Source organism: Streptomyces cyanogenus, assembly GCF_017526105.1.
Classification (GTDB): Bacteria; Actinomycetota; Actinomycetes; order Streptomycetales; family Streptomycetaceae; genus Streptomyces; species Streptomyces cyanogenus.
This window is the reverse complement of record NZ_CP071839.1, coordinates 4,932,466-4,957,686: the sequence shown is the minus strand read 5'-3', so window position 1 is coordinate 4,957,686 and position 25,221 is coordinate 4,932,466. Positions and strand designations below refer to the sequence as shown.

The 25,221-nt window shown below is 71.4% G+C and carries 24 protein-coding genes and 1 pseudogene; 10 read left to right on the top strand and 15 right to left on the bottom strand.

Features of this window, described 5'->3' with window-relative positions; genetic code table 11:
- Nucleotides 1–273: 273 nt before the first annotated feature.
- A complete protein-coding gene (locus S1361_RS22280) occupies nucleotides 274–1,986 on the bottom strand; it encodes a BACON domain-containing protein (protein WP_208033565.1) in 1,713 nt (570 codons plus the stop codon).
- A 218-nt stretch (nucleotides 1,987–2,204) separates the two neighbouring features.
- On the opposite strand from S1361_RS22280, the gene radA reads away from it, so the two are divergent.
- Both radA and disA read left to right on the top strand, forming a co-directional pair.
- The gene (gene radA / locus S1361_RS22275; RefSeq protein ID WP_208033564.1) at nucleotides 2,205–3,614 is read left to right on the top strand and encodes a DNA repair protein RadA; all 1,410 of its coding nucleotides are present in this window, start codon (nucleotides 2,205–2,207) and stop codon (nucleotides 3,612–3,614) included.
- Nucleotides 3,615–3,694: 80 nt separating this feature from the next.
- On the top strand, nucleotides 3,695–4,819 hold the full coding sequence (gene disA, locus S1361_RS22270; protein ID WP_031165137.1) for a DNA integrity scanning diadenylate cyclase DisA: 1,125 nt from the start codon (nucleotides 3,695–3,697) through the stop codon (nucleotides 4,817–4,819).
- 95 nt (nucleotides 4,820–4,914) lie between these two features.
- Here the strand turns inward: disA and S1361_RS22265 are convergent, their stop codons facing one another.
- Complete coding sequence (locus S1361_RS22265; protein WP_208033563.1) at nucleotides 4,915–5,730, bottom strand: hypothetical protein; 816 nt, start codon at nucleotides 5,728–5,730, stop codon at nucleotides 4,915–4,917.
- A 180-nt stretch (nucleotides 5,731–5,910) separates the two neighbouring features.
- On the opposite strand from S1361_RS22265, the gene S1361_RS22260 reads away from it, so the two are divergent.
- The 5 genes from S1361_RS22260 to cseC all read left to right on the top strand — a co-directional run bounded on the left by S1361_RS22260 (nucleotide 5,911) and on the right by cseC (nucleotide 10,366).
- Nucleotides 5,911–6,786 (top strand): HhH-GPD family protein, encoded by an 876-nt coding sequence (locus S1361_RS22260; RefSeq protein WP_208033562.1) that lies wholly within the window; start codon nucleotides 5,911–5,913, stop codon nucleotides 6,784–6,786.
- Nucleotides 6,787–7,060: 274 nt separating this feature from the next.
- The gene (locus tag S1361_RS22255; protein WP_055703482.1) at nucleotides 7,061–7,600 is read left to right on the top strand and encodes a SigE family RNA polymerase sigma factor; all 540 of its coding nucleotides are present in this window, start codon (nucleotides 7,061–7,063) and stop codon (nucleotides 7,598–7,600) included.
- Nucleotides 7,588–8,241, top strand: a complete 654-nt coding sequence (locus tag S1361_RS22250; protein WP_243769262.1) for a hypothetical protein — start codon at nucleotides 7,588–7,590, stop codon at nucleotides 8,239–8,241. Before S1361_RS22255 ends, S1361_RS22250 begins: the two co-directional genes overlap by 13 nt.
- Nucleotides 8,242–8,298: 57 nt before the next feature.
- Nucleotides 8,299–9,000 (top strand): two-component system response regulator CseB, encoded by a 702-nt coding sequence (gene cseB / locus S1361_RS22245; protein WP_208033561.1) that lies wholly within the window; start codon nucleotides 8,299–8,301, stop codon nucleotides 8,998–9,000.
- A gap of 13 nt (nucleotides 9,001–9,013) precedes the next feature.
- Entirely contained in the window at nucleotides 9,014–10,366 is a 1,353-nt protein-coding gene (cseC, locus tag S1361_RS22240; protein ID WP_208033560.1) for a two-component system sensor histidine kinase CseC, read from the top strand.
- A gap of 224 nt (nucleotides 10,367–10,590) precedes the next feature.
- Here cseC and S1361_RS22235 read toward each other — a convergent pair whose 3' ends face one another.
- From S1361_RS22235 to S1361_RS22220, 4 genes are all read right to left on the bottom strand, one after another.
- Nucleotides 10,591–11,442: a class I SAM-dependent methyltransferase gene (locus tag S1361_RS22235; RefSeq protein WP_208033559.1), complete on the bottom strand. Its 852-nt coding sequence runs from the start codon at nucleotides 11,440–11,442 to the stop codon at nucleotides 10,591–10,593.
- Nucleotides 11,439–11,873 carry a VOC family protein gene (locus tag S1361_RS22230; protein WP_208033558.1) on the bottom strand — a complete coding sequence of 145 codons (435 nt, stop codon included), beginning with the start codon at nucleotides 11,871–11,873 and terminating at the stop codon, nucleotides 11,439–11,441. Before S1361_RS22230 ends, S1361_RS22235 begins: the two co-directional genes overlap by 4 nt.
- Complete coding sequence (locus S1361_RS22225) at nucleotides 11,870–12,346, bottom strand: helix-turn-helix transcriptional regulator (protein WP_208033557.1); 477 nt, start codon at nucleotides 12,344–12,346, stop codon at nucleotides 11,870–11,872. The genes S1361_RS22230 and S1361_RS22225 overlap by 4 nt, the downstream gene beginning before the upstream one ends.
- A gap of 139 nt (nucleotides 12,347–12,485) precedes the next feature.
- A complete protein-coding gene (locus tag S1361_RS22220; protein WP_208033556.1) occupies nucleotides 12,486–14,054 on the bottom strand; it encodes an MDR family MFS transporter in 1,569 nt (522 codons plus the stop codon).
- A 127-nt stretch (nucleotides 14,055–14,181) separates the two neighbouring features.
- On the opposite strand from S1361_RS22220, the gene S1361_RS22215 reads away from it, so the two are divergent.
- Nucleotides 14,182–14,781 carry a TetR/AcrR family transcriptional regulator gene (locus S1361_RS22215; RefSeq protein ID WP_208033555.1) on the top strand — a complete coding sequence of 200 codons (600 nt, stop codon included), beginning with the start codon at nucleotides 14,182–14,184 and terminating at the stop codon, nucleotides 14,779–14,781.
- A gap of 46 nt (nucleotides 14,782–14,827) precedes the next feature.
- Here the strand turns inward: S1361_RS22215 and S1361_RS22210 are convergent, their stop codons facing one another.
- A complete protein-coding gene (locus S1361_RS22210; RefSeq protein WP_208033554.1) occupies nucleotides 14,828–15,379 on the bottom strand; it encodes a M23 family metallopeptidase in 552 nt (183 codons plus the stop codon).
- Between the two features lie 456 nt (nucleotides 15,380–15,835).
- Between S1361_RS22210 and S1361_RS22205 the strand changes: the two genes are divergently transcribed.
- A complete protein-coding gene (locus tag S1361_RS22205; RefSeq protein ID WP_208033553.1) occupies nucleotides 15,836–16,441 on the top strand; it encodes an HAD family acid phosphatase in 606 nt (201 codons plus the stop codon).
- A gap of 115 nt (nucleotides 16,442–16,556) precedes the next feature.
- Here S1361_RS22205 and S1361_RS22200 read toward each other — a convergent pair whose 3' ends face one another.
- On the bottom strand, nucleotides 16,557–19,082 hold the full coding sequence (locus S1361_RS22200) for an ATP-dependent Clp protease ATP-binding subunit (protein WP_208033552.1): 2,526 nt from the start codon (nucleotides 19,080–19,082) through the stop codon (nucleotides 16,557–16,559).
- Between the two features lie 447 nt (nucleotides 19,083–19,529).
- Here S1361_RS22200 and S1361_RS22195 point away from each other — a divergent pair, with 447 nt between their 5' ends.
- A complete protein-coding gene (locus S1361_RS22195; protein WP_243769261.1) occupies nucleotides 19,530–20,240 on the top strand; it encodes an SCO3374 family protein in 711 nt (236 codons plus the stop codon).
- Here the strand turns inward: S1361_RS22195 and S1361_RS22190 are convergent.
- The 7 genes and pseudogenes from S1361_RS22190 to nadC form a co-directional block, all read right to left on the bottom strand.
- Nucleotides 20,219–20,556: pseudogene (locus S1361_RS22190) on the bottom strand (histone-like nucleoid-structuring protein Lsr2). The gene S1361_RS22195 and the pseudogene S1361_RS22190 sit on opposite strands and share 22 nt — an antisense overlap.
- 204 nt (nucleotides 20,557–20,760) lie before the next feature.
- A complete protein-coding gene (locus tag S1361_RS22185) occupies nucleotides 20,761–21,294 on the bottom strand; it encodes an amino-acid N-acetyltransferase (RefSeq protein WP_030651520.1) in 534 nt (177 codons plus the stop codon).
- 9 nt (nucleotides 21,295–21,303) lie between these two features.
- Nucleotides 21,304–21,726 carry a BlaI/MecI/CopY family transcriptional regulator gene (locus tag S1361_RS22180; RefSeq protein WP_243769260.1) on the bottom strand — a complete coding sequence of 141 codons (423 nt, stop codon included), beginning with the start codon at nucleotides 21,724–21,726 and terminating at the stop codon, nucleotides 21,304–21,306.
- Nucleotides 21,727–21,930: 204 nt separating this feature from the next.
- Nucleotides 21,931–22,110, bottom strand: a complete 180-nt coding sequence (locus S1361_RS22175; RefSeq protein ID WP_208033549.1) for a hypothetical protein — start codon at nucleotides 22,108–22,110, stop codon at nucleotides 21,931–21,933.
- 491 nt (nucleotides 22,111–22,601) lie between these two features.
- Nucleotides 22,602–23,261 (bottom strand): flagellar biosynthesis protein FlhF, encoded by a 660-nt coding sequence (locus tag S1361_RS22170; RefSeq protein ID WP_208036716.1) that lies wholly within the window; start codon nucleotides 23,259–23,261, stop codon nucleotides 22,602–22,604.
- A 159-nt stretch (nucleotides 23,262–23,420) separates the two neighbouring features.
- Nucleotides 23,421–24,218, bottom strand: coding sequence for a type III pantothenate kinase (locus S1361_RS22165; RefSeq protein WP_189982221.1), 798 nt, complete (start codon nucleotides 24,216–24,218; stop codon nucleotides 23,421–23,423).
- Between the two features lie 5 nt (nucleotides 24,219–24,223).
- Nucleotides 24,224–25,201: a carboxylating nicotinate-nucleotide diphosphorylase gene (gene nadC / locus S1361_RS22160; protein WP_208033548.1), complete on the bottom strand. Its 978-nt coding sequence runs from the start codon at nucleotides 25,199–25,201 to the stop codon at nucleotides 24,224–24,226.
- Between the last annotated feature and the right edge of the window lie 20 nt (nucleotides 25,202–25,221).

Genomic DNA, 25,221 nt, shown 5'->3' with positions numbered 1-25,221 from the left:
GACGGAAGCCCACCCGCCCCGGCCGACCAGCCTCCAGCCCGGGCTGAGCAGTTCCCACACCGGCCACCGTCCACCACAGGGCAGAGGGCTGACGGCACCCACCCACCTGGCTGACCGGATTCCCGCCCGGCCGAGCAGCTCCCACACCGGCCACCGTCCACCACACGGCAGAGAGCTGACAGCACCCACCCACCCGGCCGACCAACCCCCGGCACCCGACCGTCCGCGCCCCCCGGGAAGGCCGTCGGTGGGAGCGTGGTGCTGGAGCGGGGCCTAGCTGTTCGACGGGCTTGGGGTTTCTGGGGTGCTCGGGGTGGGTGCGGGCGGCTCGGAGGCCGTGGGAGACGGGGTCGGCGGGGGCGGGGTGGGATCCGTGGACGGTGGGGACTGGGTGGTCGGCGGGGCTGTGGGGGGCGCGCTGGGCGCGGTCGAAGGGGGCATGGCGGTCGGGCGGGAGGTGGGGCGGGTGGGAGCCGTGCCGTAGCCGTCGATGGTGACCACCGCGCCCGCCGGTGCCACGGCCACGCGTGCGTGCCAGTGACCGGACGGCTCGCGCAGGTGATCGACGTACACCTTGACCGTCAACGTCTGCCCCGGCCGGAGGGTTCCCGAGGACCGGCTGAAGTAGAGCCACTCGGCCGACGTGGTCACCGACCAGCGGACCTCGGACGCCCCGGACGCCGTGAGGGTGATCAGCGTCGTGTCGCCGTCATTGGCGGCGCCGACGGCCAGCTGCCCCGCCCCCTGCCCGCCCCTGCCGCCGACGCTGACGACCTCCACCGAGACGTCCGCCTTGCCGTCCTTGCCGATCCGGGCACCCGGCTTCAGGCTGGCGTTCCCCGCGTTCTCGTAGCCGCCGGCCGTGTCGCTGCCCAGCGCGTCGGGGCCCTGCGCCTCGCGCGCGGTCGCGGAGTGACCGTCGTCCCCGGCCGGCCCGCCCCGGTAGGCGGCCCACAGCGCGAGCACCGGCGCGGCGACCACCGTGGCCACGACCGTCGTCGTGACGGCCCGCGCGCGGAGCCGGTCCCGGCGGGCCGCGCGGTCCTTGGGGTCCATCGGGAAGCCACGCCGGTCGAAGCGGGGTACGGCCGCGCCCCGCGCGCGCGGGTGGTGGGCCAGGGCCATGTGGAGGGCCGCGCGCGGGGCCTCCAGGACGGGCAGCTCGGCGGGGGTGACCGTGGCGCCGGGCCAGTGGCCGGAGGCGGCGCGCTCGGCGGTGCGCCGGCAGCGCGGGCAGTCGTCGACGTGCCGGACCAGCTCCCGGCGCAGGGCCGTGCTGAGGACCAGCCGGCTGTCGCCGGTGAGGTGGGCCACACCCGGACAGCCGCCCGTGTGGACGACGGCGAGGGCCGCGCGGGTCCGTTCGACCTCACAGGCGGCGGAGGCGAGCAGCTCGCGCGCGGCGGCGGGCTCCATGCCGAGGACGGCGGCGACCTCGGGCGTGGCGAGGTGGTGCCGTACGGCGAGTTCCAGCGCCTCGCGCTGCTCGGGCGTCGTACCGGCCGCCTCCGGCCATGCCAGCAGGGCGAGTTCGCGGCGCCGCTCCTCCTGGACGTCCGGTGCGACGGGCGGGCCCGGGACCGCTTTCCCGGCTCCGCCGCGGCCCGCCGCGTGCGTGGCCTGACGTTTCTGCTTGGCCTCGGCCAGTTTCCGCAGGCAGGCCCAGCGGGCCAGGGCGTACAGCCAGGCCCTGCGGTCGCCGGCGGCCACCGGGAGCCGGTGGCCGCGCCGCTCGGCCAGGGCGAGGACGTCACCGAGGGCGGCGGTGGCCGTGTCGTGGTCGCACAGGACCGACAGGCAGTAGGTGAACAGGCCGTCCAGGTGCGGCTCGTAGCGCGCCGGCGTGCGCTGGGCGACGGTGCGCGCGGCGGCACGGTCGCGCGCCTCTCGCTCTGCACGCCGCGCTTCCCGCGCTTCACGCGTCTCGCGGTGCGCCCGGTGCGCGCCGGTCGTGCGGGTCGTGGTCTCCGGACTGCTGCTCATCACCCGTGCGACCGTAGGCGGCGGCGGAGTGCCCGTTCTGGAACCTTGAGCACTTTTAATCCGTACGGGTGAAACGATCCCTCATAAGGGGACAGGAGCCCTTCGTTCCGCGGCTGGATCCCGGTGGGCGATGGCCCGTCAGGCACCGCCCGTCCGTGCTCCCCGGCCCTTCGTACCCGGCTCCCGGGCGCGTTGTCAGTGCCGCGGGCTACGGTTTCCGCATGGCTGCCCGTACCAAGACCACCAAGGACCGCCCGTCCTACCGCTGCACCGAGTGCGGCTGGCAGACGGCCAAGTGGCTCGGCCGCTGCCCGGAATGCCAGGCCTGGGGCACGGTCGAGGAGTACGGCGCGCCCGCGGTCCGTACGACGGCTCCGGGCCGTGTCTCCGCCTCCGCGCTGCCCATCGGCCAGGTAGACGGCCGGCAGGCCACCGCCCGCTCGACCGGCGTGCCCGAGCTGGACCGGGTGCTCGGCGGCGGTCTGGTGCCGGGCGCGGTCGCCCTGCTCGCGGGCGAGCCGGGCGTCGGCAAGTCCACCCTGCTGCTGGACGTGGCCGCCAAGTCGGCGAGCGCCGAGCACCGCACCCTCTATGTGACCGGTGAGGAGTCGGCGAGCCAGGTGCGGCTGCGCGCCGACCGCATCGGCGCCCTCGACGACCACCTCTACCTGGCCGCCGAGACCGACCTGTCCGCGGTCCTGGGCCACCTGGACGAGGTGAAGCCGTCCCTGCTGATCCTGGACTCGGTGCAGACGGTCGCCTCCCCGGAGATCGAGGGCGCGCCCGGCGGCATGGCCCAGGTGAGGGAGGTGGCGGGCGCCCTGATCCGGGCCTCGAAGGAGCGCGGCATGTCCACCCTCCTGGTGGGCCACGTCACCAAGGACGGCGCGATCGCCGGTCCCCGCCTGCTGGAGCACCTGGTCGACGTGGTCCTGCACTTCGAGGGCGACCGGCACGCGCGCCTGCGCCTGGTGCGGGGCGTGAAGAACCGCTACGGGGCGACGGACGAGGTCGGCTGCTTCGAGCTGCACGACGAGGGCATCACGGGCCTCGCCGATCCCAGCGGCCTGTTCCTGACCCGCCGCGCCGAGCCGGTCCCGGGCACCTGCCTGACCGTCACCCTGGAGGGCCGCCGTCCGCTGGTGGCCGAGGTGCAGGCGCTGACCGTCGACTCCCAGATCCCCTCCCCGCGCCGTACGACGTCCGGCCTGGAGACCTCCCGCGTCTCGATGATGCTGGCCGTCCTGGAGCAGCGCGGCCGGATCAGCGCGCTCGGCAAGCGGGACATCTACTCGGCGACGGTCGGCGGGGTGAAGCTGTCGGAGCCGGCCGCCGATCTCGCGATCGCGCTCGCCCTGGCCTCCGCCGCCAGCGACACCCCGCTGCCGAAGAACCTGGTGGCGATCGGCGAGGTGGGGCTCGCGGGCGAGGTCAGACGGGTCACGGGCGTGCAGCGCAGGCTCGCCGAGGCGCACCGGCTGGGCTTCACGCACGCGCTCGTACCGACCGATCCGGGGAAGGTGCCGCACGGCATGAAGGTCCTGGAAGTCGCCGACATGGGGGACGCGCTCCGGGTCCTGCCGCGCACCCGTCGCCGAGAGGCCCCACGGGAGGCGGAGGAGCGCCGGTAGACTTTGCCCTGGTCTCGCCCGTCCGTACGAACCGAGTGCGGGGAGGGGGGCGCGTCAGAACCTGCGACCGGAGGAGTGCAGTGGCAGCCAACGACCGGGCAGCAGCTCCCGGAAAGTCCGGTGGGAGTGCCGGTTCCGATGGCCTGATGCGCGCCTCGCTGAGCGCCGTGGCACCTGGTACGGCGCTGCGTGACGGCTTGGAGCGGGTCCTGCGCGGCAACACCGGCGGGCTCATCGTGCTCGGCTCCGACAAGACGGTCGAGGCGATGTGCACGGGCGGCTTCGTGCTGGACGTGGAGTTCACCGCCACCCGGCTGCGGGAGCTGTGCAAGCTGGACGGCGGCATCGTGCTGTCGTCGGACCTGTCGAAGATCCTGCGCGCGGGTGTGCAGCTGGTGCCGGACCCGACGATCCCGACGGAGGAGACGGGCACACGGCACCGCACGGCGGACCGCGTCTCGAAGCAGGTCGGCTTCCCGGTCGTCTCGGTCTCCCAGTCGATGCGGCTGATCGCCCTGTACGTGGACGGTCAGCGGCGCGTGCTGGAGGACTCGGCGGCGATCCTGTCCCGCGCGAACCAGGCGCTGGCCACCCTGGAGCGGTACAAGCTCCGGCTGGACGAGGTCGCGGGCACGCTGTCGGCGCTGGAGATCGAGGACCTGGTGACGGTCCGGGACGTGTCGGCGGTCGCCCAGCGGCTGGAGATGGTCCGCCGGATCGCCACCGAGATCGCCGAGTACGTGGTCGAGCTGGGCACGGACGGCCGGCTTCTCGCCCTGCAGCTGGAGGAGTTGATCGCCGGCGTCGAGCCCGACCGCGAGCTGGTCGTGAGGGACTACGTCCCGGAGCCCACGGCCAAGCGGTCCCGCACGGTCGAGGAGGCGCTGGCCGAGCTGGACGCCCTCACCCACGCGGAGCTTCTCGAACTCGGCACGGTGGCACGGGCGCTGGGCTACACCGGGTCTCCCGAGACCCTCGACTCGGCCGTCTCCCCGCGGGGCTTCCGGCTGCTGGCCAAGGTTCCGCGCCTTCCGGGTGCCATCATCGACCGGCTGGTGGAGCACTTCGGGGGCCTGCAGAAGCTGCTGGCCGCGAGCGTCGACGACCTGCAGACCGTGGACGGGGTCGGCGAGGCCCGCGCGCGGAGCGTGCGCGAGGGGCTGTCCCGGCTGGCCGAGTCCTCGATTCTGGAGCGCTACGTCTGAGATTCGGCCGGGCCGCCCAGGAGCTCGGGGGCCGGGGGACGTACGGCGGCTGGAGGTGCGTGGGGGCGTTCGCGCAGTTCCCCGCGCCGCCCGTCTCAGTCGGCCGACAGCACGAACGAGGCCTGCGCCTTGCCGAATCCGGGGGCCTTGGCCTCCAGCAGGTACGTACCCGGCTTCGCCGAACCCCCGGAGGGCGTCGCGCAGTGGGCCGCGCTCGGCGTGCGGTCCCACTTCACGGTGTAGGTGATGCTCTTGCCGGCCGGTACCCGGAACACCAGGCTCCCCGGGCCCTCGGGGCAGTCGGCCGAGGACCAGAACGTGTCGTCGCCGTCCGCCGGCGTGATGGTCAACACCGCCTTCTTCGGACCGAGATCCACCTTGCAGTCGGCCGACGAGCTGTTCTTCGCGCTCAGTTCGAAGGTCGGCGTCTGGTCCGGCGAGTAGGAGTTGTGCACGCTGCGCAGGCCCAACGTGACCGCGCCCGAGGTGCAGTCGGGCAGCGAGGAGGACGCCGGGAGCGTGTCGCCCGTACCGACGCCGCCGCCCCCGGCAGCCGTACCCGAGCCGCCACCGGAACCGGATCCCGAGGAGCCGTCGGTCGAGCCGTCCGAGCCGCCGCCACCGGAGGCGGAACCGGAGCCGCCGCCGCTGGAGTCCCCGCCGCCCGACTCCTCGCGGCCGCCCGGGCGTTGGCTGATGGCGGGGCCGGACGAGCCGGGACCCGGCGTGATGGTGTGGGTGGGATTCTTGCCGTCGGACCCGTCGGCGTTCTTCCTGCCGTCACCGCCGCCGGCGGTGACGATCCACGTGATCACCAGCGCCAACAGGGCGACCACGGACAGCAGTACGACCCTCCGACGCCAGTAGATGGAGGAGGGAAGCGGCCCGACCGGATTGCGCAGAGATCCCACGGCGCAAACTGTACGAGAGATCGTCGCGCAGGCTTGCGCCACCCGCCGCGCCGGCGTGAACTTTTCCGGATCATCATCCCGGCAACTGCCGGAGACGACACGGTTCTTCACATTCCGCCACGCTCGGTGACCGTACGGTCACCCATCCTGCCCGCCAACCCGTGGCAGGATCGGAAGGCCATGACTGAGAAGCTGCACGCCCCCGTGATCGCCTGGTTCGACGCCCACGCCCGCGACCTCCCCTGGCGCCGCCCGGAGGCGGGCCCGTGGGGCGTGATGGTCAGCGAGTTCATGCTCCAGCAGACCCCGGTGAACCGGGTGCTGCCCGTCTACGAGGAGTGGCTGTCCCGCTGGCCGCGCCCGGCCGACCTCGCGAAGGAGGCGCCGGGCGAGGCGGTGCGCGCCTGGGGCCGGCTCGGCTACCCGCGCCGCGCGCTGCGCCTGCACGGTGCCGCGGTCGCCATAACGGAGCGGCACGGCGGGGACGTACCGACGGACCACGCGCAGCTGCTGGCGCTGCCCGGCATCGGTGAGTACACGGCCGCCGCGGTGGCCTCGTTCGCGTACGGGCAGCGGCACCCGGTGCTGGACACCAATGTCCGCCGGGTCCTGGCGCGGGCGGTGACGGGGGTGCAGTACCCGCCGAACGCGACCACGGCGGCCGAGCGGCGCCTGGCGCGGGAGCTGCTGCCCCAGGACGAGCGGACCGCCGCGCGGTGGGCCGCCGCCTCCATGGAGCTCGGGGCGCTGGTGTGCACGGCGAAGAACGAGGGGTGCGGGCGGTGCCCGATCGCCACGCAGTGCGCCTGGCGGCTCGCGGGCAAGCCGGAGCACGCGGGCCCGCCGCGCCGGGGGCAGACGTACGCCGGCACGGACCGGCAGGTGCGCGGCAAGCTGCTGGCCGTGCTGCGGGAGGCGCACGCGCCGGTGCCGCAGGCGGTGCTGGACCGGGTGTGGCACGAGCCGGTGCAGCGGGCCCGGGCGCTCGACGGGCTGGTCTCGGACGGTCTGGTGGAGCCGCTGCCGGGCGGCCTGTATCGGCTGCCGCTGGGCTGACGCACAGCCAGGTCACAGCGCGGCGGCGGCTGTTACGCGCCCCCGAGGCCGACAAAGCCCCATGTAAAGGGACATTCAGGCCGCTCTCCTTACCCCGCTCGTACTTCCGTTACACAACCGACGGATAGCCGATTGCCAGCCGCAGGCTGGTTCGCACAGCCCCGTGACAACCACTCCGTAGCTTCTTCTCCGTGCCCGGCGGACCACCGGGCGCGGGAACAGCAGGACTTCCGGCCCGAGCCGGAAGCACAACGGGGAACGGAGGCGGTTGAACATGGCCCAGGGCGAGGTGCTCGAATTCGAGGAGTACGTCCGCACCCGGCAGGACGCGCTGCTGCGCAGCGCACGCCGGCTGGTCCCGGACCCGGTCGACGCCCAGGACCTGCTGCAGACCGCGCTGGTACGGACGTACGGCCGCTGGGAGGGCATCGCCGACAAGCGGCTCGCCGACGCCTATCTGCGCCGGGTCATGATCAACACCCGGACCGAGTGGTGGCGGGCGCGCAAACTGGAGGAGGTGCCCACCGAGCAGCTGCCGGACGCCTCCGTGGAGGACTCGACCGAGCAGCACGCCGACCGGGCCCTGCTGATGGATGTCATGAAGGTGCTCGCACCGAAGCAGCGCAGTGTCGTGGTGCTGCGACACTGGGAGCAGATGTCCACAGAGGAGACGGCCGCTGCCCTCGGCATGTCGGCCGGTACGGTCAAGAGCACGCTGCACCGGGCGCTCGCCCGGCTCCGTGAGGAGCTGGAGGCCCGCGATCTGGACGCACGCGCGCTGGAGCGTGAGGAGCGGGAGCGTTGCGCGGCCTGACCGGGGCCGGGCCCGACCGGGCCCGAAGCAGTACACAGGCGGTGATCGCGGTGGGGGCCGCGCTCGCCGCCCTCGCCCTTTTCGTCGCCGCGTGCGGCAGTGGGGGCACGGGCGCGCGGGACGAGGGCCCGGCGCACGCCTCGGCGGTGGCCGGAGCCGTCGACTCCCCCTCCCCCAGACTGGCGGAGAACTACCGGCGGGTGGATCCGGTGGCGCTGGTCAAGGGCGACCCGGAGGTGTCGGGCGCGGTCAAGCGGGAGCTGAAGCCGTGCAACGGCGACGAGTACCCGGTCGACGTCTCCTACGGCAATCTGACCGACGGACCGGTGGACGACGTCGTCGTCAACGTACTGACCTGTGCCGACGCGGTCGGCATCGGCTCGTACGTGTACCGGGACGACGACGGCTCGTTCAGGAACGTCTTCAGGAGCGAGGAGTCCCCGGTCTACGCCGAGATCGACCAGGGTGTCCTGTCGGTGACGCGGCAGTACTACGAGAAGGGCGACCCGATCTCCACCCCGTCCGGTGAGATCGTGACCCCGTACAGATGGACCGAGGGACGGTTCACCCCGGGGCAGTCCACCCGCAACGAGTACAGCAAGTCGGCCGGCGGGGGTCCGACGCCCGTGCCGGACAGCTGACACCCCCGTAGGACCCTCCCCTGACCCCACGACACCATGAGGACTGAGAGCACCGGGATGGCAGACCAGACCCACGTCCTGTTCGTCGAGGACGACGACGTCATCCGCGAGGCCACCCAGCTCGCGCTGGAGCGGGACGGCTTCGCGGTCACCGCCATGCCCGACGGCCTGTCGGGCCTGGAGGCGTTCCGGGCGGACCGCCCCGACATCGCGCTGCTGGACGTCATGGTGCCGGGCCTGGACGGCGTCAGCCTGTGCCGCCGGATCCGGGACGAGTCGACCGTGCCGGTGATCATGCTGTCGGCGCGCGCCGACTCCATCGACGTCGTCCTGGGCCTGGAGGCGGGCGCCGACGACTACGTGACCAAGCCCTTCGACGGGGCCGTGCTGGTCGCCCGGATCCGCGCGGTGCTGCGCCGCTTCGGCCACGCCGGCGGGTCCGTGCAGGACGGGTCCGCCTCCGAGGCCGGCGGCGGCACGCTGACCTTCGGCGACCTGGAGGTCGACACCGACGGCATGGAGGTGCGCCGGGCCGGGCGGCCGGTGGCGCTGACGCCGACCGAGATGCGGCTGCTGCTGGAGTTCTCCTCCGCGCCGGGGACCGTGCTCTCCCGCGACAAGCTGCTGGAGCGCGTGTGGGACTACGGCTGGGGCGGGGACACCCGGGTCGTGGACGTGCATGTGCAGCGGCTGCGGCAGAAGATCGGCCAGGACCGGATCGAGACGGTCCGCGGCTTCGGCTACAAGCTGAAGGCCTGAGCGGAGCGGCGGTATGCGGGGGTTTCTGCGGCACCAGGTCCGGCGCATGGAGCGCGTGGGCCTGCGCACCGGACTCAGATGGAAGGTCAGCGCGGCGATCGCGCTGGTGGCCGGGCTGGTCGCGATCGTGCTGAGCCTGGTCGTGCACAACGCGGCCCGCGTCTCGATGCTGGACAACGCGCGCGAGCTGGCCAATGACCGGCTCAAGATGGCCCAGCGCAACTACGAGCTGAACCGGGGGCGGGTCTTCCCCTACATCAAGGTCGACGACCCGGAGCTGCCGGCCACGCTGCGCGAGAAGGTCGAGCGGGGCCGCCGGGCCAGCGATGTCTCCGAGCACGACGGCGTGGCGGACATCTGGGCGGCCGTCCCGGTGAAGGACGGGCATGTGCTGTCCCTGCACAGCCATCTGGCCGACCGCAGCACCGACATGCTCCGGGACCTGGACCAGGCCCTGGTGATCGGCTCGGTCGCGGTGGTGCTCGGCGGCAGCGCGCTGGGCGTGCTGATCGGCGGGCAGCTGTCCCGCCGGCTGCGCAAGGCGGCGGACGCCGCGACCCAGACCGCCAACGGCGTGACCGACATCCGGGTGCAGGAGGCCATCGGCGGGGTCGTACGGGACGAGGCCGACGAACTCGCGCGCGCGGTGGACGCCATGGCGGACGCGCTGCGGCAGCGTCTGGAGGCCGAGCGGCGGGTCACCGCCGACATCGCGCACGAGCTGCGCACCCCGGTGACGGGGCTGCTGACGGCCGCCGAGCTGCTGCCGCCGGGCCGGCCCACGGAACTGGTCCTGGACCGGGCCAAGGCCATGCGCACCCTGGTCGAGGACGTCCTGGAGGTGGCCCGGCTGGACGGTGCCTCGGAGCGGGCGGAGCTGCAGGACATCATGCTCGGCGAGTTCGTGACGCGCCGGGTCGCGGCGAAGGACCCGGACGTGGCCGTACGGGTGGTGCACGAGTCGGAGGTCACCACCGACCCGCGGCGGCTGGAGCGGGTGCTGTTCAACCTGCTGGCCAACGCCGCCCGGCACGGCCGGCCGCCCGTGGAGGTGACCGTGGAGGGCCGCGTCATCCGGGTCCGCGACCACGGCCCCGGCTTCCCGGAGGAGCTGCTCGCCGAGGGACCCAGCCGGTTCCGCACCGGCAGCAAGGACCGCGCCGGGCAGGGCCACGGGCTCGGGCTGACCATCGCGGCGGGCCAGGCCCGGGTACTGGGCGCCCGCCTGACCTTCCGCAACGTACGTCCCGGGGGCGCGGCCCCCGGTATCCCCGCGGAGGGCGCGGTGGCCGTCCTGTGGCTGCCGGAACACGCCCCGACCGACACGGGCAGCTACCCGATGCTGCCGACGTCGGGCAGCAGCTAGTCCCGAGACCTGTCGTCGGGATCGTGCTGATCGTGCCGGGTTCGCGGGGGCCGGCATCGCGCTCCGCGCCCGTTGTCGTCGGTTGCCCCGGGGCCCCCTCCGCCGTGCGGTGCACGGCACCGGACCCCGCTCACTGCGGCCTGATCCCGGCTGAAGCCCCTGGCCGGGGGGCCGCGGCAGCCGACCCGCACGGCCGGCTCGGTGGACCGGGGCGCCCCGGCGGCTCAGGTCGTGGCCAGCACCAGTTCCTCCGCTCTGGACGGGCGCAGTCCGTCCGGGCGGGCGGTGAAGTAGCGGCGGGTGAGTTCCTCCGCCGGTATGTGGCGGGCGTCGCGGAAGCCGGTGCCGCGGATCAGGTCCAGTATCTGCGGGGGCGTGAAGTAGCTGAGGAACGGTGTGCCGGCGGCGCGCGCGCCCCGCTCCGCCGCCTGGTGGAAGGGCCGCAGCGCGGGCTCGACGTCCTCGGCCGGCCGCAGGAACGTGGTGGCGAGCACGGAGCCCGGGGCGAGCGTCGCCACCTGCCGGAAGCTCGCCTCGACGGCGTCCCGGGTGAGGTACATGGTCACGCCGGTGCAGGCCACGACCGCCGGGCGGCCCGGGTCGAGACCGGCCGCGAGCAGCCGCCCCCACCAGTCGCCCTCGAAGTCCACGGGGACCAGCCGCAGCCAGTCGGGGACGCCGTAGCCGAGGTCGGTGAGCCGCCGGCGCTTCCACTCCTGCGGCCCGGGCCGGTCGGCCTCGAACACCCGCAGGCCCGCGGCGATCTCCGGCCGGCGCTGGGCGAAGGTGTCCAGGCCGGCGCCGAGGAGGACGTACTGGTCCACGCCCCGGGCGGCCTGCTCCGCCACGAGGTCCTCCACGAACCGGGCACGGGCCGCGATGGACGCCCGCACCGGCCTAGTCTCCCGTTCGTCCATGTCGGGCCGGGAGCGCCAGTCGTCGCCGGGATCCGCCAGCCGCAGCCCGATCTCGTCCTCGATGACGTGCGGCGGTGGATCGGCCCGCAGATGCAGCGCCCTCCACAGCGCGGTCCGCACCGCCGTGTGGTCCGGCAGCACGGCCGGCCGCGCGGTCACCCGAAGTCCTTGGAGAAGTCCAGCTCCTCGCTGCGCTGGGTCAGCGAGTACCAGTTGCCGTTGTCGTCGCGGAAGATCGCCTCGATGCCGTACGGCCGCTCCTTCGGCTCCTGGACGAACTCCACTCCGCGTGCCTTGAACGTCTCGTAGTCACCCCGGCAGTCGTCCGTGTGGAAAGCGCCGGCGCCCAGCACTCCCTTGGCGACCAGCTTCTTCAGCGCCTCGGCGGACTCGGGGTCCAGGCCGGGGCCGTCCAGGCTCATCAGCGCCAGCTCCAGGCCGGGCTGGTCCTTGGCGCCGACGGTGATCCAGCGCATGTCGCCCAGGGCGAGGTCGGTGCGCACCTCGAAGCCCAGCTTCTCGGTGAAGAAGGCCTTCGTCCGCTGCTGGTCGGTGGTCCACACGGTGCTGATGGCCAGGCCTTTGATCATGGCTGCGCTCTCCTGTCGCGAGGCTGCTGTTCCTGCTCGTCACCGTAGGCAGGGCCGGCAGCCGCGCGCTTCTTCGATGTTGCGGTGTTGAAACCGCCGGCCCAGAGCATGGCGTAGCAGCCGGGTATGAGGGCGGCGCCGCGGCCGACGTGCTCGGTCCGGTACCCGCTCGGGGTGAGGCCCGTACGCGCCTTGAAGCGGGCGGAGAAGGTGCCGAGGCTGCTGAATCCGACCAGGGTGCAGATCTCGGTCACCGTGAGGTTGGCGCTGCGCAGCAGTTCCTCCGCGCGCTCGATCCTTCGGTGCGTCAGGTACTGGCCGGGCGTCTCGCCGTACGCCTCCTTGAAGGCGCGCAGGAAGTGGTACCGCGAGTACCCGGCGTGGGCCGCCACCGCGTCCAGGTCGAGCTCCGGGTCGGCCCAGTCCCGGTCCATGGCGTCCTTGGCCAGGCGCAGGCGGCGGATCTTGTCCATGCACCGATGGTGGCACGGGGGTCTGACATCACACCCGAACCGGCCTCGACCAGCACGGACACCGCAGACTCACCAGCGGGCGGGAACGGCCGAAGGCCCCGGCGGCGGACACGCACCGGGGCCTTCGGACTCGGGGCTTTCAGACGGCCTCCACCACGGCCTGCGGCGCCGCGTCGGCACCCTCCGCGGAGGGCTTCGGGCCGCCCTTGAGCGGCACCTCCTTGACGAACAGCGCCGCGATCAGCACCACGAGCGCGATGCCGGCGCCGAGCAGGAACGCCGCGTGCGTGCCCGAGGACACCGCGTGCTGGTAGGCCTCGCGCGCGACCGCCGGCAGCTTCTGCAGGCTCTTGGCGTCCAGCTGCGCCGACTTCTCGGTGATGTTCTTGCCCAGCGCGCCGGCCCGCTCGGCCATGACGTCCTGCACCCGGTGGTTGAACAGGGCGCCCATGATGGCCACGCCGAAAGAGGAGCCGAGCGTACGGAACAGGGTGGTCGAGGAGGACGCGACGCCCATGTCCTTCATCTCCACGCTGTTCTGCGCGACCAGCATGGTGATCTGCATCAGGCAGCCCATGCCCGCGCCGACGACGGCCATGTAGATGCCGGACGTCAGCCGGGTCGTACCGGTGTCCATCAGGGACAGCAGATACATGCCGACGATCATCAGGACACCGCCGGCGATCGGGAAGATCTTGTACCGGCCGCTGTTGGTGGTGACCCGCCCGGCGACCATCGAGGTCACGAGCATCGCGCCGAGCATCGGCAGGAGCAGCAGACCGGAGTTGGTCGCGGAGGCACCCTGTACGGCCTGCTGGTACAGCGGCAGGAACAGGGTGGCGCCGAACATCACGAAGCCGGTGATGAAGCCGATGACCGACATCAGCGTGAAGTTGCGGCTCCTGAAGATGTGCAGCGGCAGCACCGGCTCGGCGGCCCTGGTCTGCCAGAAGACGAACCCGACCAGCGCGGCCACGCCGATGCCGATCAGCTCCATGATCCGCGCGGAGGTCCAGGCGTACTCGGTGCCGCCCCACGTGGTGACCAGCACGATGGAGGTGATGCCGACGGTCAGCAGGACGACGCCCAGGTAGTCGATGCCGGCCTTGGACCGCTTCCTCGGCAGGTGCAGCACGGCGGTGACCAGGGCGAGGGCGACCGCGCCCAGCGGCAGGTTGATGTAGAAGGCCCAGCGCCAGCCCCAGTTGTCGGTGATGGTGCCGCCGACCAGCGGGCCGCCGATCATCGCCAGCGCCATGACGCCGGCCATCATGCCCTGGTACTTGCCCCGCTCCCGCGGCGGGATCAGGTCGCCGATGATCGCCATGACGCCGACCATCAGACCGCCGGCGCCCAGACCCTGCACGGCCCGGAACCCGATCAGCTGGCCCATGTCCTGGGCCATGCCGCTCAGCGCCGAGCCGATGAGGAAGATCACGATCGAGCTGAGGAAGGCGCCCTTGCGCCCGTACATGTCGCCGAGCTTGCCCCAGATCGGGGTGGAGGCCGCGGTGGCCAGGGTGTAGCCGGTGACGACCCAGGAAAGGTGTTCCAGGCCGCCCAGTTCGCCCACGATCGTGGGCATCGCCGTGCCGACGATCATGTTGTCGAGCATCGCGAGCATCATCGCGATCATGAGTGCGAGCAGCACAACTCGCACACTCCTGGGCTGTTTGCCCTCTGTGGTGGATTCGACCGTGTCCGCCATCGTCTTCCCGATTCCCCCGGGGCGGCTACTTACTTGCCGCCCGGCTAGTTGTCACTACACTGGGAAGGTAGACGCGCTACTAGCCGGGCGTCAAGTAAGTTTCCGCGGGAGCGCGAGGAGTACGAGGATGGGCGTCACCATGGACGGCACCAAACAGCAGCGCCGCGGCAACACCCGCCAGCGCATCCAGGACGTGGCGCTCGCACTCTTCGCGGAGCAGGGCTACGAGAAGACCTCCCTGCGCGAGATCGCCGAGCGTCTCGACGTCACGAAGGCGGCCCTGTACTACCACTTCAAGACGAAGGAAGAGATCATCGTCAGCCTCTTCGAGGATCTGACGAAGCCGATCCTGGAACTGATCGAGTGGGGCAGGGGGCAGCCGCACACGCTGGAGACCAAGCAGGAGATCATCCGCCGCTACAGCGAGGCGCTCCAGGACGCGGAGCCGCTGTTCCGTTTCATGCAGGAGAACCAGGCGACGGTACGGGAACTGCGCATCGGCGACACCTTCAAGGACCGGATGCGCGGCCTGCGGGACATCCTCATCAACCCGGAGGCGGACCTGGTCGACCAGGTCCGCTCCGTCAGCGCGATGTTCACGCTGCATGCCGGGATGTTCGTGATGCAGGACATCGAAGGCGACCCCGAGAAGAAGCGCGAGGCCGTTCTCGAGGTCGCCTTGGACCTGATCACACAGGCGCACGAGCACGCCCGCGGGACGGATTAGATTCGTTCGGACCAGGCCCGGCCCGATCCGAACGACGGGCTCCGGGTCAGACCTTCACGCCATGGGCGCGCAGGAACGCCACCGGGTCGACGGCCGAGCCGTAGTTGGGGGTCGTCCGGATCTCGAAGTGCAGGTGCGGACCCGTGGAGTTGCCGGTGGAGCCGGACAGGGCGATGTGCTGGCCGGTCTTCACGATCTGGCCGGGCCTGACGTCGACCCGGGACAGGTGCGCGTACTGCGAGTACGTGCCGTTGCCGTGCTGGATGACGACGGCGTTGCCGTACGCCGGGCCGTCACCGGCGCCGTTGGGGCCGGCCTTGACGACGGTGCCGCCGTGCGCGGCGACGACCTCGGTACCGGTCGGCACGGCGAAGTCCTGGCCGCTGTGCTTGGCGGCCCAGTGGCTGCCGGCCTGCGCGAAGCTCGCGGAGAGCGTGTAGCTCTTCACCGGGTCGACCCAGGAGCCGGCGGACGCGGTGGCGGCGCTCGCGACCCCGGTACCCAGCACGGCCGCGGCGCCGAGTCCGGCAGCCAGGACGGTCACACGGGCACGGAGCGAGGACGAGCGGGAAGAGCGGGACGTGAAGCGCTGGATCATCGGGACCTCGTGGGCTCGGGAACAGATCGGCCACCCGGCGCACAGACGTCCGGGGGACGTCCGGCCAAGCGGCCATCCCTTGGTAACCGACCACGCCATCCATCCCAAAACGGTGCATCTACGGCAGCAGCTAGTAGACGACCGCGAATCCAGCCACTTTCTTGACAGCCCGCCCTTCCGGCCGACAAGCCCGTGACGACGGGAATCTCCCGTGCGGGATTCCAGGGTGAAAGTCCGTTTCTGTCCCGATTTGCCGGGATACTAGATCCCACTAACCCGGCTAGTACCGGACATTTCGCATGTGCCCCTTATCACCGGCATTCCAAACCGACGATCACGGAAATGTGACGCAGACCTCTAGGCGCCTACCCTCCAGTAACCCTACGGTTCCCCTCGCGCCATCCTCGCCTCAGATCATACCCCTGACATTCGAAGACGCGAGAGGACCCCCCACCGATGACCAGACGCCCCTGGGCGCGCCGCATCTCCGTGACCGCCGTCTCCGTGGCCGCCCTGGCCGCGACGGCCGCCCCGGCCGAGGCGGCGACCACGAGCACCGCCTCCGCGAAGGTCGACTACGCCACCTGGCAGAAGGACTGCCAGACCGTCATGGACCAGGCGCTTCCGTACCTGAAGGACCGCATCGCCGCCGCCCGGCCCGGCGAGAAGCAGGCGATCGTCCTCGACATCGACAACACCACGCTGGAGACCGACTTCGGCTTCAGCTACCCCCAGCCGGCCAACAGGCCGGTCCTGGACGTCGCCCGGTACGCCCAGCAGCACGGCGTCTCCCTGTTCTTCGTCACGGCCCGCCCCGGCGTCCTGTACTGGCCCACCGAGTACAACCTCGAACACGACGGCTACGACGTCTCCGGCCTCTACGTCCGCGGCCTGTTCGACCTCTTCAAGGACGTCGCCGCCTACAAGACCGCCCAGCGCGTCGACATCGAGAACGACGGCTACACGATCATCGCCAACATCGGCAACAGTGCCACCGACCTGTCCGGCGGGCACGCCGAGAAGACCTTCAAACTGCCCGACTACGACGGACAGTTGTCGTAACACGGACGCAGACTCGGCACGGGCCGCGGGCTCGGCACGGACCCGCGCCGGGAACGCCGAAGGGGCCGGTGCCCGAAGGCACCGGCCCCTTGTGCTCGGCCGCTCCGCAGGAGGCTTACGCGTCCTTGCTCAGGTTGGGACCGGGCCCACCCGCGGCCTGCTCGATCGGCGGGACGTCCGGGAGAGCCGACTTCTCCTCACCCCGGAAGGTGAAGGTCTGGGACTCGCCCTCACCCTCGGTGTCCACGACCACGATGTGACCGGGGCGCAGCTCGCCGAAGAGGATCTTCTCCGACAGCGAGTCCTCGATCTCGCGCTGGATCGTGCGACGCAGCGGACGCGCGCCCAGCACCGGGTCGTAACCCTTCTTGGACAGCAGCTCCTTGGCGGACTGGGAGAGCTCGATGCCCATGTCCCGGTCCTTCAGGCGCTCGTCCACCTTGCCGATCATCAGGTCGACGATCCGCAGGATGTCCGCCTGCGTCAGCTGCGGGAACACGACCACGTCGTCGACGCGGTTGAGGAACTCGGGACGGAAGTGCTGCTTGAGCTCGTCCGACACCTTGTTCTTCATGCGCTCGTAGTTGGTCTTCGTGTCACCCGAGGCCGCGAAGCCCAGGTTGAAGCCCTTGGAGATGTCCCGGGTGCCGAGGTTGGTCGTCATGATGATGACCGTGTTCTTGAAGTCCACGACCCGGCCCTGGGAGTCGGTCAGGCGACCGTCCTCCAGGATCTGCAGCAGCGAGTTGAAGATGTCCGGGTGGGCCTTCTCGACCTCGTCGAAGAGGACGACGGAGAACGGCTTGCGGCGCACCTTCTCGGTCAGCTGGCCGCCCTCCTCGTAGCCCACGTATCCGGGGGGCGAACCGAAGAGGCGCGACACCGTGTGCTTCTCGCTGAACTCCGACATGTCGAGGGAGATCAGCGCGTCCTCGTCACCGAAGAGGAACTCGGCGAGCGCCTTGGACAGCTCGGTCTTACCGACACCGGACGGGCCGGCGAAGATGAACGAACCACCGGGACGCTTGGGGTCCTTCAGACCGGCGCGCGTGCGGCGGATCGCCTTCGACAGCGCCTTGACGGCGTCGTTCTGGCCGATGACCCGCTTGTGGAGCTCGTCCTCCATGCGGAGCAGGCGGCTGGACTCCTCCTCGGTCAGCTTGAAGACCGGGATGCCGGTGGCCGTGGCGAGGACCTCGGCGATCAGCTCGCCGTCGACCTCGGCGACGACGTCCATGTCGCCGGCCTTCCACTCCTTCTCCCGCTTGGCCTTGGCGGCCAGGAGCTGCTTCTCCTTGTCGCGCAGGGAGGCGGCCTTCTCGAAGTCCTGCGAGTCGATCGCGGACTCCTTGTCCCGGCGGACGGCGGCGATCTTCTCGTCGAACTCGCGCAGGTCCGGCGGAGCGGTCATCCGGCGGATGCGCATCCGGGAACCGGCCTCGTCGATCAGGTCGATCGCCTTGTCCGGCAGGAAGCGGTCGGAGATGTACCGGTCGGCCAGGGTGGCCGCCTGGACCAGGGCCTCGTCCGTGATGGAGACGCGGTGGTGCGCCTCGTACCGGTCGCGCAGACCCTTGAGGATCTCGATCGTGTGCGGCAGGGACGGCTCGGCGACCTGGATGGGCTGGAAGCGGCGCTCCAGGGCCGCGTCCTTCTCCAGGTGCTTGCGGTACTCGTCCAGCGTGGTCGCACCGATGGTCTGCAGCTCACCGCGGGCCAGCATCGGCTTCAGGATGGAGGCCGCGTCGATGGCGCCCTCGGCGGCACCCGCACCGACCAGCGTGTGCAGCTCGTCGATGAACAGGATGATGTCGCCGCGGGTGCGGATCTCCTTGAGCACCTTCTTCAGGCGCTCCTCGAAGTCACCGCGGTAGCGGGAGCCGGCGACCAGCGCGCCGAGGTCCAGCGTGTAGAGGTGCTTGTCCTTGAGGGTCTCGGGCACCTCGCCCTTGACGATGGCCTGGGCGAGGCCCTCGACGACGGCGGTCTTGCCGACGCCGGGCTCACCGATCAGCACCGGGTTGTTCTTGGTACGGCGGGACAGCACCTGCATGACCCGCTCGATCTCCTTCTCGCGCCCGATGACCGGGTCGAGCTTGGACTCACGAGCGGCCTGGGTGAGGTTCCGGCCGAACTGGTCCAGGACGAGGGAGGTCGAAGGCGTGCCCTCGGCCGGGCCGCCCGCGGTGGCGGTCTCCTTGCCCTGGTAACCGGAGAGCAGCTGGATGACCTGCTGCCGCACCCGGTTGAGGTCTGCGCCCAGCTTGACCAGGACCTGGGCGGCGACGCCCTCGCCCTCGCGGATCAGGCCGAGCAGGATGTGTTCCGTGCCGATGTAGTTGTGGCCCAGCTGAAGAGCCTCGCGGAGCGACAGCTCCAGGACCTTCTTGGCACGGGGGGTGAAGGGGATGTGCCCGGACGGGGCCTGCTGGCCCTGACCGATGATCTCCTCCACCTGCTGACGGACCGCCTCAAGCGAAATGCCGAGGCTCTCCAGGGCCTTAGCGGCGACACCTTCGCCCTCGTGGATGAGACCCAGGAGGATGTGCTCGGTGCCGATGTAGTTGTGGTTGAGCATCCGGGCTTCTTCCTGAGCCAGGACGACAACCCGCCGCGCGCGGTCGGTGAACCTCTCGAACATCGTTAATCGCTCCTCAGAGCGGTCAGGCAGTGGGGGGAACTTCCCCTCCCTGTCCTTCCGCAGCTTAGTCCCGCAAGCGGGGACCGCTCATTCCAACTGCCGACACCGTCGATGGCCTCCTGACCGTGTGCGCCGACATCTGCTCCAACCCGATGGTGCGAGACGATGTTCCCGCAGGCCAGGCAGTTACCCCAGTCGCCAGTACGCCGTTGGCGAACGTGAGACGGCCTGTCCTGCGTGTCGCCCCCTCCCACTAGGCATGTCTTACCCGCAGGGACTGACACTCCATGCGGCGCGCACCGGTTCCCTCCGCTATGGGCGAACAACCTTGCGCCTGCCCGGACCCCCACGCGCCCCGTCTTCCGGCACTCTGCGCAGCGGACGGGACACCCAGCGTAACCCGAAGGGGGGTTCGCCGTTTCACTTGGCATGGTTGGCTCGGTCCCCATGACTTCCACGGTCCCCCTTCCTCGCCGGCCTCTCGACCCGGGCGTACCGATCGCCGGTGTCTCCTCCGAAGACCCGGACGCCCGGGCCCGGCACTGGTACGAGAACGATCTGGGGTGGCCGACAGTGCCCGGACGGCCGTTGCGGCTGCTCACGGGGGTGCTGTTCGACGTGCTGGACGTGCCGGCCGAGGCGGGCGCGCAGGCGCTCCGGCATCTCGCGCCGGGCTCCCCGGTGGCCCTGCGGGGCGACCGGATGGAGCTGCTGGTGGCCGCGGGCGGCGCCGAGGAGCTGCCCGGGCTGCTGGACTGGCTGGAGTGGGCCGCCGTGCGCCTGGACCTGCGGGTCCTCGGCACGGGCGACACCCTGGAAGCACCACGTCCGCCCGCCGGGACCGCCGCCTTACGGCCCGGTGGGCCTGACTCGCGACCTGGGAGGCCGCGATCCACAGGGCCCGGCTCACGGTCGCGTGACTTCGCGCAGGGGGCCGCCGTGTGGCTGCGGCCCCCTGAGCCCGGACGCGAGGTCGAGGCCTCGCTGCCGGCCATGCCGGCCGTGCCGGCCGTATCCCCCGTGGGACGCGAGGGGAGCGCCCCCGATCTCGTACGACTGGTGGACACGGTGGCAGCACACTGTCACCGGGTCCGGCTGCGGCGCGCGTGCGCCTGGCATTCCGCCGACCGGCGGGATCAGCCGTTGGCCTTCTCGTAGGCCTCACGGATGGACGCGGGAACCCGGCCGCGGTCGTTGACCTCGTAACCGTTCTCCTTGGCCCAGGCGCGGATCGCCGCGGTGTCCTGGCTGCCGCCCGAAGCGGCACGTGCCTTTCCACGCCCACCGGAGGAGCGGCCACCGGTACGACGCCCGCCCTTCACATAGGGATCAAGAAGGCTGCGCAGCTTGTCCGCATTGGCAGTCGTGAGATCGATCTCGTACGTCTTGCGCCGTCCAGCGCGAACGTCACGGTCTCGTCCGCCTCGCCGCCGTCGAGGTCGTCGACAAGAAGGACCTGAACCTTCTGTGCCACCGCTTTTCCTTTCATCGATAACGTTGAGGACCAGGGGGTGTGCGGCGTCCGCCGTTTCGCCGTCCCTGTTATATGCAGTACTGCAGTACGTCGGAAAGCAAACCGCTTTTGCCGGAAAAACACAAACCCTCGGGAGTGACCCAGCGGACGACCCGCGCCCGGAAACATGCGCGTTTCGGACATAGGGCACCGGGGCAATGAGGATCACAGATGCAGAAGCATCCGGCTGTTGCCCAAGGTGTTCGGCTTCACTCGTTCGAGACCCAGGAACTCGGCGACGCCCTCGTCATAGGAACGCAACAGCTCCGCGTACACATCGGTGTCGACCGGCGTCTCGCCGATCTCCACGAAGCCGTGCTTCCCGAAGAAGTCCACTTCGAAGGTCAGGCAGAAAACGCGCCGAACGCCGAGCCAGCGTGCGGTCTGGAGCAACTTCTCCAGCAACTGATGGCCGACGCCGGCGCCCTTGAGGCCGGGCTTCACCGCCAGAGTGCGGACTTCCGCCAGGTCCTCCCACATGACGTGCAGCGCACCGCAGCCGACCACCTCGGCGTTGTCGTCGCGTTCCGCGACCCAGAACTCCTGGATGTCCTCGTAAAGGGTGACCGTGGCTTTGTCGAGCAGGATGCGGTCGCGGACGTAGGCGTCGAGGAGGCGGCGCACGGCCGGGACATCGCTGGTCCGGGCCCGCCGGACGGTGATGGCTTTTGCGGAGACTTCGGGACGCTCTGCTGACATGAGCGGACGCTATCGCCCGGCCGTGTCCTCTGCCGCGCCGGGGTTCTCCTCTTGACGGGCTTCGGGCGCTTCCTGCCGGCGGGCTTCGGGGGCTTCCCGGGTTTCTTCCGGGCCCTGGACGATGCGTACGGCGTCCCTGAGGGCCTGGCGCTGTTCCTCGCTCATCATGCCGAAGAAGGCGACGAGAGCGGCGGCGGGGTTGTCGCTCTGCGACCAGGCGTCGTTCATCAGGGCGGCGGCGTACGCGGCGCGGGTCGACACGGCCTCATATCGATAGGCCCGGCCTTCCGCCTCACGGCGGACCCAGCCCTTCTGATGGAGATTGTCCAAAACCGTCATCACGGTGGTGTACGCGATGGAGCGTTCCTGCTGCAGGTCTTCCAGGACTTCTCGAACGGTCACCGGGCGGTTCCACTTCCACACCCGCGTCATGACCGCGTCTTCGAGTTCTCCCAATGGGCGAGGCACACCTCAGAACAGTAGTAGGAGATCCCGGTCATGGCGTGCCGGACGTGCGTTAGGACTACAAAAGCGAACAAAAAGGACGTACGACTCGCAAAGCGCGGAGGCTCCGGGAGTCGTACGCGGGGGACGGCCGACGGGGCGGCCGGGGCGTGCCGAAGGTCTGCGGCCCGCTCAGGCGTCGCTGCCGGCGGAGGACTTACGGGCACCCTCCACGCGCGCGAGGGCGGCGTCGACGGCCGCGTCCTCCTTGGCCTTGGCGGCCCCGCCCTGGGTCTTCACGATCACCCTGACCACACCGATGAAGAACACGGCCATGACGACCGGAGGCACGAGCGCGGAGACGTAGTCCATGCCTCCAGAGTAGCCACGGAGCCCCGGCAGACCGGGCCGGGGTGCACGAAACCGCCCATCGCGTCGCGAAGGCCGCCGACGGTGATTCAGTCCCACGGGGGACCCACACCCGGCCCACGGGAGCCGCATGCGCGCCTCGGGCGGGGAGACAGGCCGACGAGCCGACCCGCGACCGGCCCGGGGCTTCCGGCGGAGGCGGCGGGCCGGCCACGGTCGATGGGCGAGCGGCAGGCGGGGGCGGCGGGCCGGCCACGGTCGATGGGCGAGCCGCAGGCGGCGGCGGCGAACGGCCCGCGGTCACCGGTGAACCTCAGGCGGGGGCGGCAAGCGGCCCGCGGTCGACCGGTGAACCTCAGGCGGAGGTCGGCGATCCGGCCCACGGCCGACCGGCCAACCTCAGGCGGAGGTCGGCGACCTGGCCCGCGGCCAGCCTCAGGCGGAGGTCGGCGAGCTGGCCCGCGGCCGACCGGGTCTCCCTCGGAGGCGGCGGGCTAGCCCGCCGCCAGCTGGTGGGCCTCCGGGGGCGTCGGCTTGCGGCGTGGGAAGACCTCGCCCGGCGTCGGGATGGGCCGCTTCGGCGTCGCGGGCTCCGGTGCGGGCCGCTCCGCGGGGCCGGGTGCCGGCTTCGGCCGGGGCTTGTCCGCGGGCTTCTGCGGGGTCTCGGACGGCTCCTCGGCCTCTCCCTCGCCCTGGCGCACCCCGGCCTCCCCGGCGCCGCCCGCAAGGGCCAGCAGGCGCGTCCGCGCGGGCGGCACGGCCGGCGCCGGCACCTTCCGGGCGCCCTGCGCGAACCGCGCCCGTACGTCCTGCTCGGCCAGCGCCCGGCAGCGGTCCAGCAGCACCGCCGCCGCGGGGTTCCCGCGCAGCGCGCCCAGCGCGGCGAGATCGTCCGGCGTCGGCCGGTACCCCGCCCCGAGCGCCTCCTCCAGGAGGGCCGTGTAGCCGGCGACGGCGCCCGGCAGGGCGGCCCGGTAGCGGTCCAGGTCGGCCACCAGGAAGGCGCGCAGCCTGGCCCCCTCGGACATCGCCTCGTCGAGCGACTCGGCGAGCCGGAAGCAGTCCTGCACGTCCTCGGCGGAGGCGTGGCCGGGGTGAAGGGCGAGGGCGAGGGCGCGGCGGAGCACACGCAGCTCCTCCACGCCGAACGCCATGCCGCCGCGGGATCCGTATGGCGTGGGCATGCGGCGACGCTACCGACTAATCGGACAAAAGTGAGGAATGCGGATGTTGTTTCACCGCGTGTCGTTCCGGCTTTCCCTCGTCCGGTGCCACCGGCGGGGGCCGGCACCCGCACGGGCACCGGCCGTCCCTCACAGCCGCGAGACGTTCCGCTCGTACACCAGGCGCAGCCCGATCAGCGTCAGCCACGGCTGGTGCTCGTCGATCACCGAGGACTCCCCCAGCACCATCGGCGCGAGCCCGCCCGTGGCGATCACCGTGACGTCGTCGGGGTCGTCGGCCAGCTCCCGCGCCATCCGGCCGACCACGCCGTCGACCTGTCCGGCGAACCCGTACACGATGCCCGACTGCATGGCCTCGACGGTGTTCTTGCCGATCACGTTCCTGGGCCTGGCCACCTCGATCTTCCGCAGCTGCGCGGCCTTGACCCCCAGGGCCTCCACCGAGATCTCGATGCCGGGGGCGATGACCCCGCCGACGTACTCCCCGCGCGCGGAGACCGCGTCGAACGTGGTCGCCGTACCGAAGTCCACGACGATCGCCGGGCCGCCGTACAGCTCGTTCGCCGCGACCGCGTTGATGATGCGGTCGGCGCCGACCTCCTTGGGGTTGTCGAACTGGATCGGCACGCCGGTCTTCACTCCCGGCTCGACCAGCACCGCGGGCACGTCGCCGTAGTACCGCCGGGTGACCTCGCGCAGCTCGTGCAGCACCGACGGCACGGTCGCGCAGATCGCGATGCCGTCGATGCCGTCGCCCAGTTCCTCGCCGAGCAGCGGGTGCATGCCCATCAGGCCCTGGAGCAGCACCGCCAGCTCGTCCGCCGTGCGGCGCGCGTCCGTGGAGATGCGCCAGTGCTCGACGATGTCCTCGCCGTCGAACAGGCCGAGGACGGTGTGCGTGTTGCCGACGTCGATCGTGAGCAGCATGGCCGTTACTCCGCCTCGCGCAGGTCCAGGCCGATGTCCAGGATCGGCGAGGAGTGCGTGAGCGCGCCCACGGCCAGGAAGTCCACGCCCGTCTCCGCGTACGCGCGCGCGTTGGCGAGCGTCAGCCGCCCGGAGGCCTCCAGCAGTGCCCGCCCGCCGACGATGCCGACGGCCTCCTCGCACTCGCCGGGCGTGAAGTTGTCCAGCAGGATCAGGTCGGCGCCCGCGTCCACGACCTCGCGCAGCTGGTGCAGGGTGTCGACCTCGACCTCGATCGGCACCTCCGGGAAGGCCTGCCGTACGGCCTTGAAGGCCTGCGCGACGCCGCCGGCGGCCACGACGTGGTTGTCCTTCACCAGGGCCGCGTCCGAGAGCGACATGCGGTGGTTGACGCCCCCGCCGCAGCGCACGGCGAACTTCTCCAGCGACCGCAGGCCCGGGGTGGTCTTGCGGGTGTCCCGGACGCGGGCCTTGGTGCCCTCCAGCGCGTCCGCCCACGCGCGCGTGGCCGTCGCGATGCCGGACAGCCGGCACAGGATGTTCAGCGCGCTGCGCTCGGCGGTGAGCAGGTCACGCGTGCGCGTGGTGACCGACAGCAGCTTCTGCCCGGCCTCGATGCGGTCGCCGTCCTCCACGTGCCGCTCGACCTCGAACTCGTCCGTGCAGACCACGGAGAGCACGGCCTCGGCGACCCTGAGGCCGGCCACGACGCCCGCCTCGCGCGCGGTGAAGTCGGCGGTGGCCACCGCGTCCTCGGGGATGGTCGACACGGTGGTCACGTCGACACCGCCGTCCAGGTCCTCCTGGATGGCGACGTTGGCGATGTCCTCGACCTCGACCGGGTCGAGTCCCGCAGCGGCCAGCAGCTCGGCGAGCGCGGGGTCGAGCCCGCACTCCAGGTACTCCTCGTCACCCTCGGCGCCGCAGGCGCAGCCGTCGCCGCAGCCGCCGGTCGAGGCGAGGGGAAGGTCGTCGGTGCTCACGTCTGTCACTGCTCCTGGGG

Coding starts and splice junctions, on each gene's coding strand:
- S1361_RS22220 (WP_208033556.1), bottom strand. CDS start 14,054: ATGGCGGACACGGTCGAATCCACCACAGAGGGCAAACAGCCCAGGAGT.
- S1361_RS22200 (WP_208033552.1), bottom strand. CDS start 19,082: ATGTTCGAGAGGTTCACCGACCGCGCGCGGCGGGTTGTCGTCCTGGCT.
- S1361_RS22260 (WP_208033562.1), top strand. CDS start 5,911: ATGACTGAGAAGCTGCACGCCCCCGTGATCGCCTGGTTCGACGCCCAC.
- cseB (WP_208033561.1), top strand. CDS start 8,299: ATGGCAGACCAGACCCACGTCCTGTTCGTCGAGGACGACGACGTCATC.
- S1361_RS22180 (WP_243769260.1), bottom strand. CDS start 21,726: ATGACGCGGGTGTGGAAGTGGAACCGCCCGGTGACCGTTCGAGAAGTC.
- cseC (WP_208033560.1), top strand. CDS start 9,014: ATGCGGGGGTTTCTGCGGCACCAGGTCCGGCGCATGGAGCGCGTGGGC.
- S1361_RS22210 (WP_208033554.1), bottom strand. CDS start 15,379: ATGATCCAGCGCTTCACGTCCCGCTCTTCCCGCTCGTCCTCGCTCCGT.
- S1361_RS22170 (WP_208036716.1), bottom strand. CDS start 23,261: ATGGCGTTCGGCGTGGAGGAGCTGCGTGTGCTCCGCCGCGCCCTCGCC.
- S1361_RS22165 (WP_189982221.1), bottom strand. CDS start 24,218: ATGCTGCTCACGATCGACGTCGGCAACACGCACACCGTCCTCGGCCTG.
- S1361_RS22205 (WP_208033553.1), top strand. CDS start 15,836: ATGACCAGACGCCCCTGGGCGCGCCGCATCTCCGTGACCGCCGTCTCC.
- radA (WP_208033564.1), top strand. CDS start 2,205: ATGGCTGCCCGTACCAAGACCACCAAGGACCGCCCGTCCTACCGCTGC.
- S1361_RS22255 (WP_055703482.1), top strand. CDS start 7,061: ATGGCCCAGGGCGAGGTGCTCGAATTCGAGGAGTACGTCCGCACCCGG.
- S1361_RS22225 (WP_208033557.1), bottom strand. CDS start 12,346: ATGGACAAGATCCGCCGCCTGCGCCTGGCCAAGGACGCCATGGACCGG.
- S1361_RS22175 (WP_208033549.1), bottom strand. CDS start 22,110: ATGGACTACGTCTCCGCGCTCGTGCCTCCGGTCGTCATGGCCGTGTTC.
- S1361_RS22230 (WP_208033558.1), bottom strand. CDS start 11,873: ATGATCAAAGGCCTGGCCATCAGCACCGTGTGGACCACCGACCAGCAG.
- S1361_RS22215 (WP_208033555.1), top strand. CDS start 14,182: ATGGGCGTCACCATGGACGGCACCAAACAGCAGCGCCGCGGCAACACC.
- S1361_RS22185 (WP_030651520.1), bottom strand. CDS start 21,294: ATGTCAGCAGAGCGTCCCGAAGTCTCCGCAAAAGCCATCACCGTCCGG.
- S1361_RS22195 (WP_243769261.1), top strand. CDS start 19,530: ATGACTTCCACGGTCCCCCTTCCTCGCCGGCCTCTCGACCCGGGCGTA.